The following is a 15771-nucleotide window of genomic DNA, read 5'->3' as shown; positions in this document are numbered from 1 at the left end:
TCTTACGTCAACGTGTGACGGGCTACGGACGTCGGCGTGTCAGATGCTCGATCAGATCCCCGATCCCGAAGCTCCATGGCGCCAGCGACTCGCAGTGCTGCACGCGATTGACGAGCGCGCCCAGCCGCGGCGAGGAGATGCTGACGACATCGCCGACGTGGTGGGTGAAGCCGAGGCCGGGCTCCCCCCGGTCGTCGGTCGGGGCGAACATCGTCCCGAGGTAGAGAACGAAACCGTCCGGGTATGCGTGGTGCGCGCCGCCGGCCTGCCGTGCGAGGTCCGCGGGGTCGCGGCTGATCTGCTCCATGTGGGAGCTCGCCTGCAGCTCGAAGCCGTCCGCGCCGTGGACCGAGAGCGTCACGGTCTCGGCGCGGACGTCGTCGAGACCGAACCGCTCGTCGAAGAGCCGGATGAACGTGCCGAGCGAGGCGGAGGCGTTGTTGTCCTTCGCACGGCCGAGCAGCAGCGCGGACCGGCCCTCGATGTCACGCAGGTTGACGTCGTTGCCGAGGGTCGCGCCCACGATCGCGCCGCGGGCCGAGACCACCAGCACGACCTCGGGCTCCGGGTTATTCCAGCGCGACTCGGCGAGCACACCCACGTCGACGCCCGACCCCATCGTCGCCAGCACCGGAGCCTTGGTGAAGATCTCGGCATCCGGGCCGATCCCGACCTCGAGGTACTGGCTCCAGAGCCCGGCAGCGATCAGGACCTCCTTGAGCCTGGTGGCCTCGGGCGAGCCGGGGACCAGATCGGCCAGGTCGCCGCCGATCGCGTCCAGCACCGTCGCGCGGATGCCCTCGGCGGTGTCGGCCTCGCCGCGCGCCCGCTCCTCGATCATCCGCTCGAGCATGGAGACCGGGAAGGTCACGCCCGCCGCCTTCACGACCTGGAGATCGATCGGCGAGAGCAGCCACGGCCGATCCTGGCGCCGGGTGTCCGGGTCCGTGTTCGCCCAGAGGTCCTCGAGGCTTCCGACGGCGGGGCCGGCCGCGGCACGCACGGCGCCCAGCGGGTCGGTGGACTCGGTGAGGTCCCGCATGGTGCGGAAAGTCGCCGACAGGTCATGGAGCACCCCGTCGCGCAGCACGACGACCGCGGGTCCCTCGACCTCGGGCAGCCAGGCGCGCCCCACGAGCAGGGCGTCAGCGGCGTCGGCGGGAAGGGTGTCGGTAGCGGATCCGGTCCAGGTGTCGGTCATCGAGGCTCCTCGTCTCAGGTGATCGCTCTAGCGTCGCAGCAGTCAGCGACCGTGGAAGATGCCGTCTCGCCGCTCGGCGAACGCCGCACGCCCCTCGGCCGCGTCCTCGGTCGCGAACGTGATCGCCTGCATCTCCCGCTCGTAGCTGATCGCCTGCTCCTGCGGCAGGTTGGCCGCTGCGCGCAGGTTCGCCTTGGCGGTCTCGGCGGCGATCGGCGGGCGTGCCGCGATCACCGCCGCGAGCTCCTGGGCGCGGGGCAGCAGCTCCTCGGCCGGCACGACCTCGCTCACCAGGCCCCACGCGAGCGCACGCCGTGCGTCGATCGGGTCACCGGTCATCAGCATCAGCGCCGCGTTGCTCGCGCCGATCGAGCTTGCGAGCAGGGCCGACATGCCACCGCCACCGATCCAGCCGAGCTTGATCTCGGGCGCGGCGAAGCTCGCGTTCTCGGCGGCGATCCGGATGTCGCACGTCAGGCTCGCCTCGAGCCCTCCCCCGAAGGCGTAGCCGTTGACGGCGGCGATCACCGGCTTGCGGAGCTCTCGGAGGGCGTCGCAGTAGTCGCGCCGGTTCCGGAACTCCCAGGGCGTCGCGTACGCATCGAGGGTCGCGATGTCGCTTCCGGCGCTGAAGGCGCGCCCGGTGCCGGTGTAGACCACCGCACGGATCGCCGGATCCTCGTTGATGGCGCGCACGATCCGCACGAGCTCCTCGCTCATCGTCTGCGTGACGGCGTTGAGCTTCTCCGGGCGGTTGAGCCGCACGGTGATCACGGCCCCCTCGGTGTGAACGGCGACGAGGTCGGTCTCGGAGGTGATGGTCACGGATGGTCCTCTCGGAGGGTGGCGAAGCGTTCCTCGATCTCGTCGAGGGCGCCCGCGGGCGAGCGGGCGCCAAGAGCGGCGGCGCGCACGATCGCGGACGCGGTCGACTGGAACGGGATGTATCCCGGGATGCGCGGCCGCACCCACGAGGTCTCGATCGTGGCGAGGGTCGCGGAGTAGAAGCCGTGCGCGGCGGCGTCCACCTCGGGGTCGGTCCACGCCGCCCGTGAGGCGGGCTGGCCGTCGTGCTGCGGGATGAAGGTGCGCTGAGTGCTGGCATCGAGCAGCCAGGCGAGGTGCTGCAGCAGCGCAGGGGTGGGCTCGCACCGGGCCGTCACGGCGATGCCGGTGCCGCCGATCGTGGAGCCGATCCGGTGCTCGCTCGCGGGGGCCGGGCCGAAGGCCAGGCTCGGCGAGGAGTAGTTGACATACCCGTAGATCAGCGGGACGAGCCCGATGTCACCACGGTCGCGCATCCGCTCCAGCAGCCCGATCGGGTTGAGCGAGGTGGTGCGCTCGGGTACCCGCAGCGCGAGGCGAGCCAGCAGCTCCAGGGCGCGCTCCGCCGTCGGGCGGTCGAAGAGGTGCCCAGGAGCGCTCCCGGGGTCGTCGCCGCAGGAGACCGCGATCGAGCACAGCGAGAGGAAGGCGTGCGGCCCGGCGAGGCTGAGCGCCACGAGACCGCGCTCGGCCAGCGCCTCGACGTCCTCCCAGGTGGTGGGCGCCTCGGGGACCAGATCGGTGCGCCGGGCGCAGACCTGGGTGGCGGCGTCCAGCGGCAGGGCCCAGAGGTGCGCGTCCATCAGGTACGACGCGATGCTGGGGCCGACGGCGGCATCCTGCCAGGCCCGGACCTGCGTGGCGTCGAACAGGGCGTCGATCGGTTGCAGGCTGCCGCCGGCGATGGCATCGCCGAGATGCGGGTGGTCGAGCACGAGCAGGTCGTAGCGCTGCGCGAGCTGCTCGATCGGTGCGGACTCGAACCCTTCGAGCGGCTGCACCTCCCAGCGCAGCGTGTCGCCGCCACCCATGCGCACGGACGCGGCCTCGAGGGCGGTCCGACCGCGCGGGTGGTCCCAGGTGAGCCCGCGGAACTCGGTCATGGGGAGACGGGCACGCCCGACTCGGCGATCGCGCCGGAGTCCAGCAGCGCCTGCGCACGGTCGTCGTCGATCCCGAGCTCGGCGAGGATCTCCCGGGTGTGCTCGCCGACCAGCGGGGCGCCCCGATCGACACGCGGCGGGGTCTTCGAGAACCGGTACGGGAAGCCCGGAGTCTTCACGTGCCCCTCGGTGGGGTGGTCGTACTCCACGAAGGTGCCGTTGTGAAGGATCTGCGGGTCGTTGACGAGCTCGGAGTAGCCGTAGACCGGACCGACCCACATGCCGGCGGGGAGCAGCACGTCGAGCCACTGCTGCGTGGTACGGCCCGCCAGGTGACGGGCCACCGTGGCGTACAGCTCGTCGCGGTGGCTCCAGCCGTGCTCCTCGGCGTCGAGGCCGAGAAGTGAAGGATCGCCGAACAGCTGACCCAGCTTCTCGAGGTCGGCGAAAGCGAGCGCGAGGTAGCCATCGCTCGTGGCGAAGACCCCGTACGGCGCGCGGATGTAGACGTGCGCGTGGGGCTCGGCGCTGCGCTGCTGCGGCACACCGCCGACCGTGTAGACGCTGAGCTCCTGCATCTGCAGGGTGGTGAGCGCATCCAGCATGTTGACCGTGACGAGCTGCCCCTCGCCGGTGCGCTCGCGGTGCAGCAGCGCGGCCAGCACCCCCTCGAAGGCCGTGGAGGCCGTGACGGCGTCGGCGAGGTACTGACCCGCCGGCGTCGGCGGCTCGCCGGCGCGACCTGCCGAGAGCATCGCGCCGCTCATCGCCTGCAGGATCAGGTCCTGGCCGGGACGATCGCGGTAGGGGCCGTCCTCGCCGTAGCCGGAGATCGAGACGTAGACCAGCGAGGGGTTGATGGCCGAGAGGGTCTCGTAGTCGAGGCCGAGCCGGGCGGCGACACCGGGCCGGTAGTTCTGCAGGAACACATCGGCACCGGCGATGAGCTCACGGACGAGGTGGCGACCGCCGTCGGACTTGAGGTCTACGGCGAGCGAGCGCTTGTTGCGGTTGAGCGAGAGGAACGAGACGTTGATCTGGTTCCCCTTCGCGCCGCCTGCTGCGGCGAAGCGCTGCCACTCCCCTGCGGTCGGCTCGACCTTGACGACATCCGCGCCCAGGTCGCCGAGGCGCTGGGCCGCGAACGGACCGGCCATCGCGATCGTGCAGTCGATGACGCGGTAGCCCTCGAGGACTCCGCGGGTGGACGTGGCAGACATGGGTTCCTTCGAGTGGGGTCTCAGTGCACGGGTGTGTCGACGCCGCCAGCCGCCGATGAGCGCAGCAACGCGTCGATCAGCTCGACCGATCGCGCGGCGACTTCTGCGTCGGAGTTGTTCTCGGTGCTGGCACCGGTGATGAGGTCGATGAAGCGCGACGGCGGGACAAGACACTCGTACTCGCCCTCGCCGGGTGCGATCTCGACCTCCTGGCGCGTGCCGTCGTAGCGGCTGAGCGTGACCCGCTCCCGCTCGACGTCGAGCATCAGCACGCCCTCGGTGCCGAAGAGGCGGATGTCCACCTGGTAACTGTCGCCGTCGGCGAGGGTCGCGGCTCCCGAGAGCGTGCCGAGGGCACCGCCCTCGAAGCGGATGACGCCGGCGTCGAACAGGTCCACGGGCGCGCCCGCCGTGCTGACCCGGCCCGCCACCGAGGCGGCGCGCAGACCTGTCAGCCAGAACAGCAGCGCCGAGGAGTGCGTCACCTGACCGTGCGCGTAGCCGCCGCCGCGAGCGGGGCTGGACCACGTGGTGGGGTCGGGCGCCACCTCCGAGCTCCAGCGCTCGAGCATGTGCGTCGGGTCGCTGCCGAACAGGCCACGGGTGGGCGAGGCCATGTGGCACATCGCGTACTGGATCTGACCGACGCCGCCCGCCTCGAGCATCCGCCTCGCTGCGACGGTGAAGGGTTTGTAGTTCCAGCCGTACGGCACCAGGAACACCGTGCCTGCCCTCTCGGCGCGCGTGGCGAGGTCCCACGCCTCGTCGGCGCGCAGGGTCATCGGCTTCTCGCACAGCACGTGCAGGCCGCGCTCCAGCGCCTGCGCGGCGAGCGGGTGGTGCAGGTCGTGCGGCGTGGAGATCACGACGGCGTCGATGTCGGCGGCGAGGAGCTCGTCGCTGTCCTCGGTGGCGAAGGTGAAGCCGAACTGGTCGCGGATCGCCTCGAGCCCGGGGCCCTTGCTGCACACGCCCACGAGCTCGACGTCGTCGTGCGCCGCGAACAGCGGGAAGTGGTTGCTGGTCGCCCACCAACCGGCACCGATGGCGCCGAGCCGGACGCGGCTCATGCGAGCCACCGCCAGGTGCGCGTCCCGTCGCGTTCGCCCTCGACGACCTTGCCCTGGGCGACCAGGCGCTCGAGGTTGCCCGTGACCGGGAAGATCAGGTACTCCGCGGCGCCCGGACCCCACGGCCCGAGGTCGGCGGTGATGCCGCGGATCAGCTCGAGCGAGGTGAGCTCCTGCCCCTGCTCCAGCTCCTTGGTGATCACGCGGTCGATCAGCTCGGTATAGGCGAGCGAGGCATCGAGGAACGCGGCCACGTCGTCACCCTCGTACACCGGGTAGTGCGCGGTGAGGAGCAGCTCGGCGTCGTAAGAGCCGAGCCGGCGGATCGTCTCGACGTAGGCAGGCGTGTCCCGATAGGTCGGCGGGAAGGCCGGTGCGCCGTCGGCGAACGGGACGGTCTCCCCGAGGACGGCGTCGGAGATCACGAGGGCCCGGTTGCTGGGGTCCCAGAGCGCGAGGTGACCGGGCGAATGCCCCGGGGCGGCGAGCACCTCGACGACGCGGCCGCCGCCCAGATCGAGCCGCTCACCGCCGTCGAGCGCACGATCGACGCCCACCAGCCCGGTGGCGCGCCGCACCTCGGCGGTGGTCTCGGGCGGGTCGTCGAAACCGTCGCGCTCGGCGAACTCGCCGTAGCGGCCGCTGATGAGCAGCTCGACGTCCTCGGTCATCGGCACGTCGGCGCGGCCGGCAAGCAGCTGGACGTTCGGCGCGACCTCGCGCAGAGCCGCGTTCCCGCCCGTGTGGTCGAAGTCGCAGTGCGAGCTGATCACCCAGCGCAGGTCGGCGGGATCGAACCCGATGCCGCTCAGGTAGGGCAGCAGCGTGCTCCGGACCGACTCGGCCACGCCGGTGTCGAAGAGCAGCGCACCTTCCGGCCCGGTGAGCAGGTACATCGCGATGAACCGCTCCCCGAGCGGCGCCTGGATGCGGTGCAGGCCCGGCCGGATCTCCATCTCAGTCCTCCCAGTGACCGTGATCGACCAGGCGGAGGCCGCTGCGCGGTGAGCGCACGTGCGGCCCCGCGGGTTCCTGCCAGGTGCCCGAGGCCTGCGCGCCGTCGATCGCGACCTCGTCGACAGCGATTCCCACGCCGGGGCGGTCGCCCAGCACCACACCGCCGTCGGCGAACTCCTGATCGAGCGTGAGCCCGAACGGGGACCCGAGGTCCTGCACCTCGGCGGAGAGGTGGTTCGGCACGGCGGCGGCCGCTGCCGTGACCGCGTGGTTCGCCGTCAGCCCGACCGGGCTGACGGGCAGGTCCCGGCTGTGGGCGGTGACGGCGACCCGCAGGAAGTGGGTGATTCCCCAGACAGCGCCGGCCTGCACGATGTCGGCACCGCCCGCGTCGAGGAGGGGACGGTACATCTCGAGCCCGGTGAGGTTCTCGCCGGTCGCCACGGCGGCCCTGATCGCCGCGCTCAGCCGCGCGTGGCCCTGCGCGTCCCAGCGGCGCAGCGGCTCCTCGATCCAGGTGAGATCGACCTTTTCCTCGAGCGCCGTCACGTAGCGGACCGCCTGCTTGAGGTTCCACGACTCGTTCGCATCGAGCATCAGCGCGGGCGCGGTGTCGTTGACCGACAGCAGCTCGGTGACGATGCCGAACCGCCGCAGGTCGGTGGCCACGTTGCGGCCACCCTTCAGCTTGGCGGCGGTGAAGCCACGCTCGGCGAAGCGGCGGTACAGCGTGGTGAGCTGGTCGTCGGTGAGTGCGGCGTCGAGGCCCGAGGCGTACCCGTGCACGAACCGGTCACCGGCGCCGAGCAGCCGCCACAAGGGCTCGCCGGCGGCCTTCGCCTTGATGTCCCACAGCGCCGTGTCGAACGTGCCGACGCCGCCGAACGTCGCGCCGCCGTGGGAGGACTTGAACACGCGGGCGAGCATCGCGTCGTACAGGGTCGACACCGCTCGCGGGTCGCGACCCTCGAGCGCGGGGAAGAGCCGGTCGAGGTCGGCGTGCGAGCCCATCCCGATGCCCTCGATACCCTCGTCGGTCTCGAGGATGACGACGGGCACGTCTGTCAGGCCGGAGGCGATGTAGCCGTTGACGTCGCCAACGGGTCGCCCCCAGTCATGGACCGTGCGCAGTGTGCGGTATCCAGTGATCCTCATGTCGCCCTCGAAAGTGAGACCATCATGGATGAACATACATCATATGTCTGTTCTTTGCGGGTGTCGAACCACGGCTCTCCGCTGCTGACTGAATAGATTGGCACTCATGTCCCAACCAGCGGAGGGCGGAACATCCGCCCGGACCCGCCGCCCGATCGACCGGATCGGCACCACGGTGCTGAACGAGCTCGTCCAGTCGATCGTCACAGGTGAGTACTCCCCCGGCGACCTGCTACCGCCCGAGGCGCCGCTCAGCGCCGAGTTCGGGGTGAGCCGGACCGTGATCCGCGAGTCGATGAAACGACTGCAGGAGAAGGGCATGGTCACCGTGGTGCAAGGCCGCGGTACCCACGTCACGCCCTTCACGAGCTGGAACGTGCTCGACCCGCTGGTGCTGAGCGCCATGATCCGCCACGACAGCACGCTCGGCGTGCTCGAGGATCTCAGCATCGTTCGCGCCGCGCTCGAGGCGGCCATGGCTGCCGGCGCCGCGGGAAGCGTGGACGAGGATGGCCGCGCCCGGCTGCACCGGCGCCTCGAGGCGATGAACGAACGGGTGCACGACTCCACCGCCTTCCGCCAGGCCGATGTCGACTTCCACATCGAGGTCATGGAGCTGTCCGGGAACGACCTCGCGGAGAACATCGCTCGCTTCCTCATCGCCCACGCCGTGAGCAGCGACCGCTACACCGGCGTCGACCCCGAGCGCGCCTTCGAGATCACGCTCGGCGAGCACCAGCGGATCGTCGATGCGATCTCGGCCCGTGACCGCGAGGCCGCGCGCGTCGCGATGCACGAGCACATCCTCGGGTCGTGGGAACGCCGTCGACTTCCTTCCGACAAACGGGCCTGAGCCGGCGCCCTCAGCCCTGTCGCGGGGCTGGGGACGGCAGTGGGGGCGATCTCGCCGGCTCACCTTGGCGGCGGTCGCCTGTGCTTGCACGGCGTTCGTGCCGCAGGTCAACCGTGACCATCGTGCCGTTTGGGCAATGTGGTCAACGCTGCCGGGACCGAGCGTTGACTTCTGTGCCAGATGGGCAAGCCGGTCACGCTGCGGTCGCACCGGCGTGGACTCCCACGGTTCGAGACCTCGACGAATGCTGCCGGGGATGCCGATCGGATCGGGCGGCAAGGTCACCTCGATGCGGCTCGCTCCTTCGGTGACCACGGGCGCCACCAGGATGGCGGAGCCGAAGAAGAACTGGGGGTCGACGTCGGGGGCGGCAGTGCCGGGAACCGTCAGCCAGCCGTGCCGGAGCGCGGGAACCTCGGTCGCCGTCGCCTCTGCCACGAGCTGGCACAAGACTCCGAGAGGGGGGCGAGCAGCTGGGTCATGCGTGCGAAGGTGCTGCGCGCCTCCTCGTCGCTGTCGACCTGGACGTTCCCACCCGGCCGGTTGCCCTCCCCGCCGGCCACTCGGCGCGACCCCCGCCTCCGTCAAGCGGCTCCACGCTGGGTCAGGCGATGGACCACCCCTCACAGGCGCAGATCGACGACTGCCGTAGTGGAAGGGCCGGACTACGACGGCAGCGCCGCGGAACCTGCCCTGGTCTCGCCGTACGGAACTCAGCCGCCCGGCGCTGCGCACCTGGCCCTTCTTGATGGGCCACGCCCGCGCGACCCGCCTCACGCCACCGATTCCCAGCGGTAGCCGGCCGTTCAGCGTGCATCCGTGCACTCCGACACAGGTGTCGGTGGTCGAGCATGGGATTGATCCATGATCATGCACCCTCGTGTGTTTGCCGTGGACCCTGACGCGGCTGAGCTGCCGGGCGCGCTGAGGCGCGGTCGTGGCTGGAATGTCGGTGGTCGAACATAGGTTTGATCTGTGACCACCACTGCCAGCCTTCAGACCGCCGCTGCCGCTGCGACGTGGGTGTCAAGAGAGTTCGGGTGCGGTCGTATCCGGATGTCAGTGGTCGAACATAGGTTTGATTCATGACCACGACTGCCACTGTTCCTCGCACCGCTGCGGCTGCTGCTGCGGTGGTGCGGGATGCTGATGAGGTGCTGGGGTCGGCGCGGGCGGCGCGGGCGCGGGCGGTTGCTGCCGAGGTGCAGGTGCTGGTGGATGCGGTGGACTGGGCGGTGTTGAATCCGCCGTTGTTCGGTCGGGAGGCAGCCACCTGGTATGCGGCCACGTCGCAGGGATCGGCGCCGGTGGCGCTGGAGCTGACGGCGGAGGGGGTGCCGGATGTGGATCGGGCGGCGGTGGCGGAGCTGGGCATCGCGTTGGGGATGAGCACGCAGGGCGCGCAGCGGTTGCTGGCGGAGGCGTTGGAGCTGGCGTTCCGGTTGCCGACGCTGTGGGCGCGGGTGGTGGCCGGTGAGGTGACGCCGTGGCGGGCGCGCCGGGTCGCGCAGGCCACCCGGCCGTTGTCCAAGCTCGCAGCGGCGTTCGTGGACCGGGAGATCGGCCCGGTGGCGGACCGGGTCACCGGTGCCCAGCTGGAGGGGTTGGTCGCGACCGCGATGGCTCGTCATGACGCCGAGCTGGCCGAGCAGGTCGCCGCGCAGCGGGCCGAGCAGCGTGATGTGCAGATCCGGCTGGGTGAGACCACGCTGGCGGGGTTGACCGAGGTCAGCGGCTGGGTGGACCTGCCCGATGCGTTGGATCTGGATGCGGCGCTCTCACACAGCGCCGCACAGCTGGCCGCGTGGGGTTCGTCGGAGCCGTTGCCGGTGCGCCGCGCCCGTGCCCTGGGCGAGCTGGCCCGCGAGCACCTGACCTTCCAAGGCCAACCCGTCACTGGCGCCGACCACCACCTCGACGACGACAGCAGCCACGACCGTGACCTCGATGGCGACCACGGCGACCACGCCGGTGAGACACGTCAGGTCAGCCGCCGCGGGGCTGGCGGTGCTCGGGTGCGTCCCAAGCGGCAGGTCATGCTCTACGTGCACCTGACCGATGCCGCCATCTACGACATGATCAGCCGCGGCAACAGCACGGCAGGCGACGATGCCACCCAGGGCACACCGGGCGGTGCGTGCGGCACCAACGAGGACCGGTGGCGGGTGCCGGTGTGGGTGGGGCGGGTGGAGAACACGGCCGCCGCGATCACCGCGGAGACGATCCGGTCCTGGTGCGCCGATCCCGACACCCGGCTCACGGTGCGGCCGGTGCTGGACCTGAACGGCTACCAGCAGGCCGACTCCTACGAGATACCGGGCCGCATCAAGGAACAGATCCGGCTGCGTGATGGCACCTGCATCTTCCCCGGCTGCCGGGCCAAGGCCCTGTACTGCCAGGACGACCACGTAGAACCCTACGACCACGCCAACCCCGACGCCGGCGGCCGCACCGAGACCACGAACCTGCGGCTGCTGTGCCAGCACCACCACAACCTCAAGACCCACCACGGGTTCCGCTACCTGATCCTGACCAACGGAGCAGTCCTGTGGCGCACCCCCCACGGGCTCCGCATCCGCCGCAACCGCGACGGCACCATCGACTACCTCACCAGACACCGCACCCGCTACCGACCCGACGACGGTGCCGACGGTGCCGACAGTGACGGTGGCGACGAGGCTGACGCGCACCTGCCCCAAGGAACCGCAGCTACTCGGGCCCGCCGCCGCGGCATCCCCGGCTGGGACACCATCGCCGGGCTCGAAGCCCTCAACCCCGCCGACACGGCCGACCCCGCATGCCCGGCCGAGAGCCCGAACGCTCTCGACCACCACGACCCACCACCCTTCTGAACCACCCGCCCCGGACCCCGTCACCACACCAGGAGACGGGGATATCCGGCTGCTGCCAGCGGCGGGGTCAGGACGTCGAGGCGGTCGCCCATTGCGCGATGGCCTCGACGACGTCCGCGACCGGGCGACCGCTCGTGTCGACGCGGGCCAGTCCCAGCGAGCGGTACTCCGCCGCATCCTTCAGCGCCTGCGCCACACCGCCCGTCGCCTCGCCTCGGTCGCGCAACCGACGGCCCCGCTCCTCGTCGTCGCAGTCGAGGAGAAGCCACTGCCCCTCGGGCCACCGCGCTGCGGCGTGGTCGAGCTCCGCCGGCGTGCACACGGTCGTGAGCAGCACCGGGACCGACCCGAGGCTGACGACCACCGAGCGCACCAGCTCGGTGTACGGGGCCCAGAGCTCCTGATGCTGACTGACCGACCGCCCGCTGAGCCGCTCGACCGCCGGCATCAACCAGTCCCAGTCGAGGACCACCCATCCGGGCAGCCGCTCCCGGAGCAACGGCAGCGCCGTGGTCTTGCCGACGCCTGGCGCACCCAGCACGTACCGCATCTGCACACCACCAGCGTTCCACACGGTGGCCCACCACCCGGCCGCGCGGCAATAGCCTGATCCCGTGGAACCGACGTCGACCCCCGTCCTGGCCAGCACTCCCCTCGAGTTGGACCCTGCCCCCGGTCACGAGCCCGAGTTCACCGCCCTCTTCCCCGAGGGCGCCACGCTCGACCTGCTCGCCACAGGCGGCACCTGGTTCGAGGGCCCCGCCTGGACCGGTGAGAACGAGATCGTGTGGAGCGACGTCGTCGGCAACCGCCTGCTCGTCTGGACACCGGAGCAGGGCGCCGGGATCCTCCTCGAGCCCTCGCACCACCAGAACGGGCACACGATCGACCGCGAGGGTCGCCTCGTGGCCGCCAGTCACGGCGAGCGCGCCGTGGTCCGCCGCGAGCACGACGGCGCCTGGCACGTCCTCGCCGACCGCCACGAGGGCCGCCGCTTCAACTCCCCCAACGACCTCGTCGTGGACAGCCGCGGAGCGATCTGGTTCACCGACCCCCGCTACGGCATCGACAAGCCCGAGGAGGGCTATGGCGGAACCGTCGAGATGGACGGCGCCCGCCTCTACCGCCTCGACCCCGATGGCAGCGTCACCGCCATGACCCCGCCACACCCCGGCCCCAACGGCTTGGCCTTCTCCCCCGACGAGTCGGTGCTCTACCTGGCCGACTCCGAGGTCGGCCACATCCTCGCCTTCGAGGTGCTCGACGGCGGGACGAGCCTGCGCGCGCCCGTCACCTTCGCGGTCCTCGACCCCGGTCCGCCCGACGGGGTCCGCGTGGATCCCGAGGGGCGTGTCTGGTCCTCCTGCGCCTCCGGCGTCCAGGTCTTCGCGCCGCCCGCGGCGTCCGACCGGCCCGCCGAGCGGCTCGGCACGGTCCGCATCCCGGAGCGCACCGCCAACCTGGCGTTCGGCGGCCCGGGCGGCACCACGCTCGCCGTCACCGCCACCTCCGGGCTGTACCGCCTGCAGACCTCCTGAACGGCTCCGATCGGACGCATACAGGCTGCACGCCGACGGCTCAGCCGCGACCGTGACCCCCGCCACGTCATCGAGCGTGGGCATCGTCCCCGGAACCCGGCTCGCCTCGCTGGTCGGCGGGACGACTGCGGGGTACCCTGGCCCCGTGACCTCGATGTTCTCGTCCCGCCCTCAGGTGGTTCTGACGCGCGTCGAGGTATCGGTACGAGTACACGTACCTCTCGTCTGAGCGCTCTGGCCATCGGCCGCGCTCGCGAACCGCAGGACACCCCTGCCCCAGCCGCACCGCGGGCGAACCGGCCCGCCGATACCGGAGAGACGAAGCGATCATGACCAGCACGACGCCGAGCCAGCCGACCTCCACCCGCCAGGCGCAGGTCCCGGACAAGGTCGCGCTCGAGGGCCTCGAGGGGCAGTGGGGCCAGACCTGGTCCGACCAGGGCACCTACGCCTTCGACCGCACCCGCCCGCGCGAGGACATCTACTCGATCGACACCCCGCCGCCCACGGTCAGCGGCTCCCTGCACGTCGGCCACGTGTTCTCGTACACGCACACCGACATCGTCGCCCGCTTCCAGCGCATGCGCGGCCGCGAGGTCTTCTACCCGATGGGCTGGGACGACAACGGCCTGCCCACCGAGCGCCGCGTGCAGAACTACTACGGCGTGCGCTGCGATCCGAGCCTGCCGTACGTCGAGGGCTTCACGCCCCCGTTCGAGGGCGGCGTGACCGAGACCGGCAAGGCCATCAAGCCCGCCGACCAGGTGCCGATCTCGCGTCGCAACTTCATCGAGCTGTGCGAACGCCTGACAGCTGAGGACGAGAAGCAGTTCGAGGAGCTCTGGCGCTACCTCGGCCTGTCCGTGGACTGGTCGCAGACCTACCAGACCATCGGCACGCGCGCCCAGAAGGTCGCCCAGGTCGCGTTCCTGCGCAACCTCGCCCGCGGCGAGGCCTACCAGGCCGACGCCCCAGGCCTCTGGGACGTCACGTTCCAGACCGCTGTCGCGCAGGCCGAGCTCGAGGCCCGCGACTACCCGGGTCACTTCCACGAGGTCGCCTTCCACACGCCCGACGGCGGAAGCGTGGTCATCGAGACCACCCGCCCCGAGCTCCTCCCCGCCTGTGTGGCGCTGATCGCGCACCCCGACGACGAGCGCTACCAGGCGCTGTTCGGTACAACCGTGACCTCGCCGGTCTTCGGCGTCGAGATCCCGGTCCTGCCGCACCCGGACGCGGAGCAGGACAAGGGCTCCGGCATCGCGATGTGCTGCACGTTCGGTGACCTCACCGACGTCACGTGGTGGCGTGAGCTCAACCTGCCCACCCGCTCGGTGGTCGGCCGCGATGGCCGCATCCTGGCCGACACCCCGGACTGGCTCACCACCGACTCGGGCCGCGCGACCTACGCCGAGCTCGCGGGCAAGACGACCTTCTCGGCGCGTGCCGCCGTCGTCGACGCCCTGATGGCGAGCGGCGACCTGCTCGCCGAGCCCAAGCCCACGCAGCGCAAGGCCAACTTCTTCGAGAAGGGCGACAAGCCCCTCGAGATCGTCACCAGCCGCCAGTGGTACATCCGCAACGGTGGCCGCGAGGCACCGGGCCGCAACCTGCGCAGCGAGCTGCTCGCCCGCGGCGACGAGCTCGGCTTCCACCCCGACTTCATGGGCGTGCGCTACGCCAACTGGGTCAACGGCCTCAACGGCGACTGGCTGATCAGCCGCCAGCGCTTCTTCGGCGTGCCGATCCCGCTCTGGTACCGATTGGACGAGTTCGGTGAGCCCGACTACGGCGACCCGATCCAGCCCACCGAGGACGAGCTGCCGATCGACCCGAGCTCTCACGCCCCCGCCGGCTACAGCGAGGACCAGCGCGGCGTGCCCGGTGGCTTCATCGGCGACGCCGACATCATGGACACCTGGGCCACCAGCTCGCTCACCCCGCAGATCGTCTCGGGCTGGCTGGAGGACGAGGACCTGTTCGACCGGATCTTCCCGATGGACCTGCGCCCGCAGGGCCAGGACATCATCCGCACCTGGCTGTTCGCCACGGTGCTGCGCAGCCACCTCGAGCACGGCTCGCTGCCGTGGACCGATGCCGCGATCTCCGGCTGGATCCTCGACCCCGATCGCAAGAAGATGAGCAAGTCCAAGGGCAACGTCGTGACCCCGATGGGCCTGCTGGAGGAGCACGGCTCCGACGCCGTGCGCTACTGGGCCGCCTCGGCACGCCTGGGCACCGACGCTGCGTTCGACCCGCAGCGCCCCACCCAGATGAAGATCGGGCGCCGCCTCGCGATCAAGGTCCTCAACGCGAGCAAGTTCGCGCTCACCTTCGGCGGCGACGAGCCGATCTCGCTCGACGGCGCTGCCGTCACCGAGGCGGTCGACCGCGCCGTGCTCGCTGCGCTCGCGACCGTGGTCGAGGAGGCCACCGCCGCGCTCGAGAGCTACGACCACACCCGCGCGCTCGAGGTCACCGAGACGTTCTTCTGGACGTTCTGCGACGACTACCTCGAGCTCGTCAAGGACCGCGCCTACGGCCGCGAGGAGGCCGGGCTGAACCCGGCCAGCATCACCTCGGCGCGCACCACGCTCGGTCTCGTGCTCGACGTCGTGCTGCGGCTGCTGGCCCCGGTGCTGCCGTTCGCGACCGAAGAGGTCTGGTCCTGGTGGCGCGAGGGCTCGGTGCACCGCGCTGCCTGGCCGGTCGCGGAGCCGCTGCGCGAGGCAGCCGGCGACGGCGACCCGTTCCTCCTCGCCGCAGCCGGCGCCGCGCTGGCGGCGCTGCGCAAGGTCAAGAGCGAGGCCAAGGTGAGCCAGAAGACCCGGTTCGCCGCCGCCGTCGTGCACGCGCCCGAGGCCGAGGTGGCGCTCCTGCCCGCAGTCCTCGAGGACCTGCGCGCGGTGAGCAAGATCGACGGCGAGCTGACGTTCGTCGTGGCCGACGAGCGCCGCGCCGAGGGCGACCTCGTCCTCACCGAGGGCGACTGAGCCA

12 protein-coding genes and 1 pseudogene are annotated in these 15771 nt (G+C 71.0%); 4 read left to right on the top strand and 9 right to left on the bottom strand.

Translation table 11 applies throughout. From position 1 onward, the window contains the following. Window positions 1–22 precede the first annotated feature (22 nt). Genes GPA03_RS20900 through GPA03_RS20870 form a run of 7 tightly spaced genes read right to left on the bottom strand, consistent with a single transcriptional unit; the run spans window position 23 to window position 7531 of the window. The gene (locus GPA03_RS20900) at window positions 23–1201 is read right to left on the bottom strand and encodes a fumarylacetoacetate hydrolase family protein (RefSeq protein ID WP_156254003.1); all 1179 of its coding nucleotides are present in this window, start codon (window positions 1199–1201) and stop codon (window positions 23–25) included. A gap of 42 nt (window positions 1202–1243) precedes the next feature. After that, on the bottom strand, window positions 1244–2026 hold the full coding sequence (locus tag GPA03_RS20895) for an enoyl-CoA hydratase/isomerase family protein (RefSeq protein ID WP_162458459.1): 783 nt from the start codon (window positions 2024–2026) through the stop codon (window positions 1244–1246). Further along, window positions 2023–3129, bottom strand: a complete 1107-nt coding sequence (locus tag GPA03_RS20890; protein WP_156254002.1) for a type 2 periplasmic-binding domain-containing protein — start codon at window positions 3127–3129, stop codon at window positions 2023–2025. The genes GPA03_RS20895 and GPA03_RS20890 overlap by 4 nt, the downstream gene beginning before the upstream one ends. After that, entirely contained in the window at window positions 3126–4349 is a 1224-nt protein-coding gene (locus GPA03_RS20885) for a CaiB/BaiF CoA transferase family protein (protein WP_156254001.1), read from the bottom strand. Before GPA03_RS20885 ends, GPA03_RS20890 begins: the two co-directional genes overlap by 4 nt. 20 nt (window positions 4350–4369) lie before the next feature. Continuing rightward, window positions 4370–5419 (bottom strand): Gfo/Idh/MocA family protein, encoded by a 1050-nt coding sequence (locus GPA03_RS20880; protein ID WP_156254000.1) that lies wholly within the window; start codon window positions 5417–5419, stop codon window positions 4370–4372. Beyond that, on the bottom strand, window positions 5416–6375 hold the full coding sequence (locus tag GPA03_RS20875) for an MBL fold metallo-hydrolase (protein WP_156253999.1): 960 nt from the start codon (window positions 6373–6375) through the stop codon (window positions 5416–5418). The genes GPA03_RS20880 and GPA03_RS20875 overlap by 4 nt, the downstream gene beginning before the upstream one ends. Window position 6376: 1 nt before the next feature. Then, a complete protein-coding gene (locus GPA03_RS20870) occupies window positions 6377–7531 on the bottom strand; it encodes a mandelate racemase/muconate lactonizing enzyme family protein (RefSeq protein ID WP_156253998.1) in 1155 nt (384 codons plus the stop codon). A gap of 106 nt (window positions 7532–7637) precedes the next feature. Between GPA03_RS20870 and GPA03_RS20865 the strand changes: the two genes are divergently transcribed. Continuing rightward, window positions 7638–8384 carry a FadR/GntR family transcriptional regulator gene (locus GPA03_RS20865; RefSeq protein WP_156253997.1) on the top strand — a complete coding sequence of 249 codons (747 nt, stop codon included), beginning with the start codon at window positions 7638–7640 and terminating at the stop codon, window positions 8382–8384. Window positions 8385–8666: 282 nt separating this feature from the next. On the opposite strand, the pseudogene GPA03_RS23165 reads toward GPA03_RS20865, so the two are convergent. Then, a pseudogene (locus tag GPA03_RS23165) lies at window positions 8667–8822 on the bottom strand (hypothetical protein); the annotation flags it as partial. Window positions 8823–9469: 647 nt separating this feature from the next. Here GPA03_RS23165 and GPA03_RS20855 point away from each other — a divergent pair. After that, window positions 9470–11236, top strand: a complete 1767-nt coding sequence (locus GPA03_RS20855) for an HNH endonuclease signature motif containing protein (RefSeq protein ID WP_156253996.1) — start codon at window positions 9470–9472, stop codon at window positions 11234–11236. A gap of 67 nt (window positions 11237–11303) precedes the next feature. Here GPA03_RS20855 and GPA03_RS20850 read toward each other — a convergent pair whose 3' ends face one another. Further along, window positions 11304–11786, bottom strand: a complete 483-nt coding sequence (locus GPA03_RS20850; RefSeq protein ID WP_156253995.1) for an AAA family ATPase — start codon at window positions 11784–11786, stop codon at window positions 11304–11306. Window positions 11787–11850: 64 nt separating this feature from the next. On the opposite strand from GPA03_RS20850, the gene GPA03_RS20845 reads away from it, so the two are divergent. Next, entirely contained in the window at window positions 11851–12774 is a 924-nt protein-coding gene (locus tag GPA03_RS20845) for an SMP-30/gluconolactonase/LRE family protein (protein ID WP_206673674.1), read from the top strand. A gap of 329 nt (window positions 12775–13103) precedes the next feature. Beyond that, on the top strand, window positions 13104–15767 hold the full coding sequence (gene valS / locus GPA03_RS20840) for a valine--tRNA ligase (protein WP_156253994.1): 2664 nt from the start codon (window positions 13104–13106) through the stop codon (window positions 15765–15767). Window positions 15768–15771: the final 4 nt, after the last annotated feature.

Origin of the sequence: Pseudactinotalea terrae, assembly GCF_009733845.1 — a bacterium.
GTDB lineage: Bacteria > Actinomycetota > Actinomycetes > Actinomycetales > Beutenbergiaceae > Pseudactinotalea > Pseudactinotalea terrae.
The sequence above is the reverse complement of the archived record's forward strand: the minus strand, read 5'-3'. Positions and strand labels throughout refer to the sequence as shown.

Excerpts from the sequence above, each read along its gene's own strand:
- GPA03_RS20870 (WP_156253998.1), bottom strand. The coding sequence starts at position 7,531 with ATGAGGATCACTGGATACCGCACACTGCGCACGGTCCATGACTGGGGG.
- GPA03_RS20890 (WP_156254002.1), bottom strand. The coding sequence starts at position 3,129 with ATGACCGAGTTCCGCGGGCTCACCTGGGACCACCCGCGCGGTCGGACC.
- valS (WP_156253994.1), top strand. The coding sequence starts at position 13,104 with ATGACCAGCACGACGCCGAGCCAGCCGACCTCCACCCGCCAGGCGCAG.
- GPA03_RS20850 (WP_156253995.1), bottom strand. The coding sequence starts at position 11,786 with ATGCGGTACGTGCTGGGTGCGCCAGGCGTCGGCAAGACCACGGCGCTG.
- GPA03_RS20875 (WP_156253999.1), bottom strand. The coding sequence starts at position 6,375 with ATGGAGATCCGGCCGGGCCTGCACCGCATCCAGGCGCCGCTCGGGGAG.
- GPA03_RS20880 (WP_156254000.1), bottom strand. The coding sequence starts at position 5,419 with ATGAGCCGCGTCCGGCTCGGCGCCATCGGTGCCGGTTGGTGGGCGACC.
- GPA03_RS20885 (WP_156254001.1), bottom strand. The coding sequence starts at position 4,349 with ATGTCTGCCACGTCCACCCGCGGAGTCCTCGAGGGCTACCGCGTCATC.
- GPA03_RS20855 (WP_156253996.1), top strand. The coding sequence starts at position 9,470 with ATGACCACGACTGCCACTGTTCCTCGCACCGCTGCGGCTGCTGCTGCG.
- GPA03_RS20900 (WP_156254003.1), bottom strand. The coding sequence starts at position 1,201 with ATGACCGACACCTGGACCGGATCCGCTACCGACACCCTTCCCGCCGAC.
- GPA03_RS20865 (WP_156253997.1), top strand. The coding sequence starts at position 7,638 with ATGTCCCAACCAGCGGAGGGCGGAACATCCGCCCGGACCCGCCGCCCG.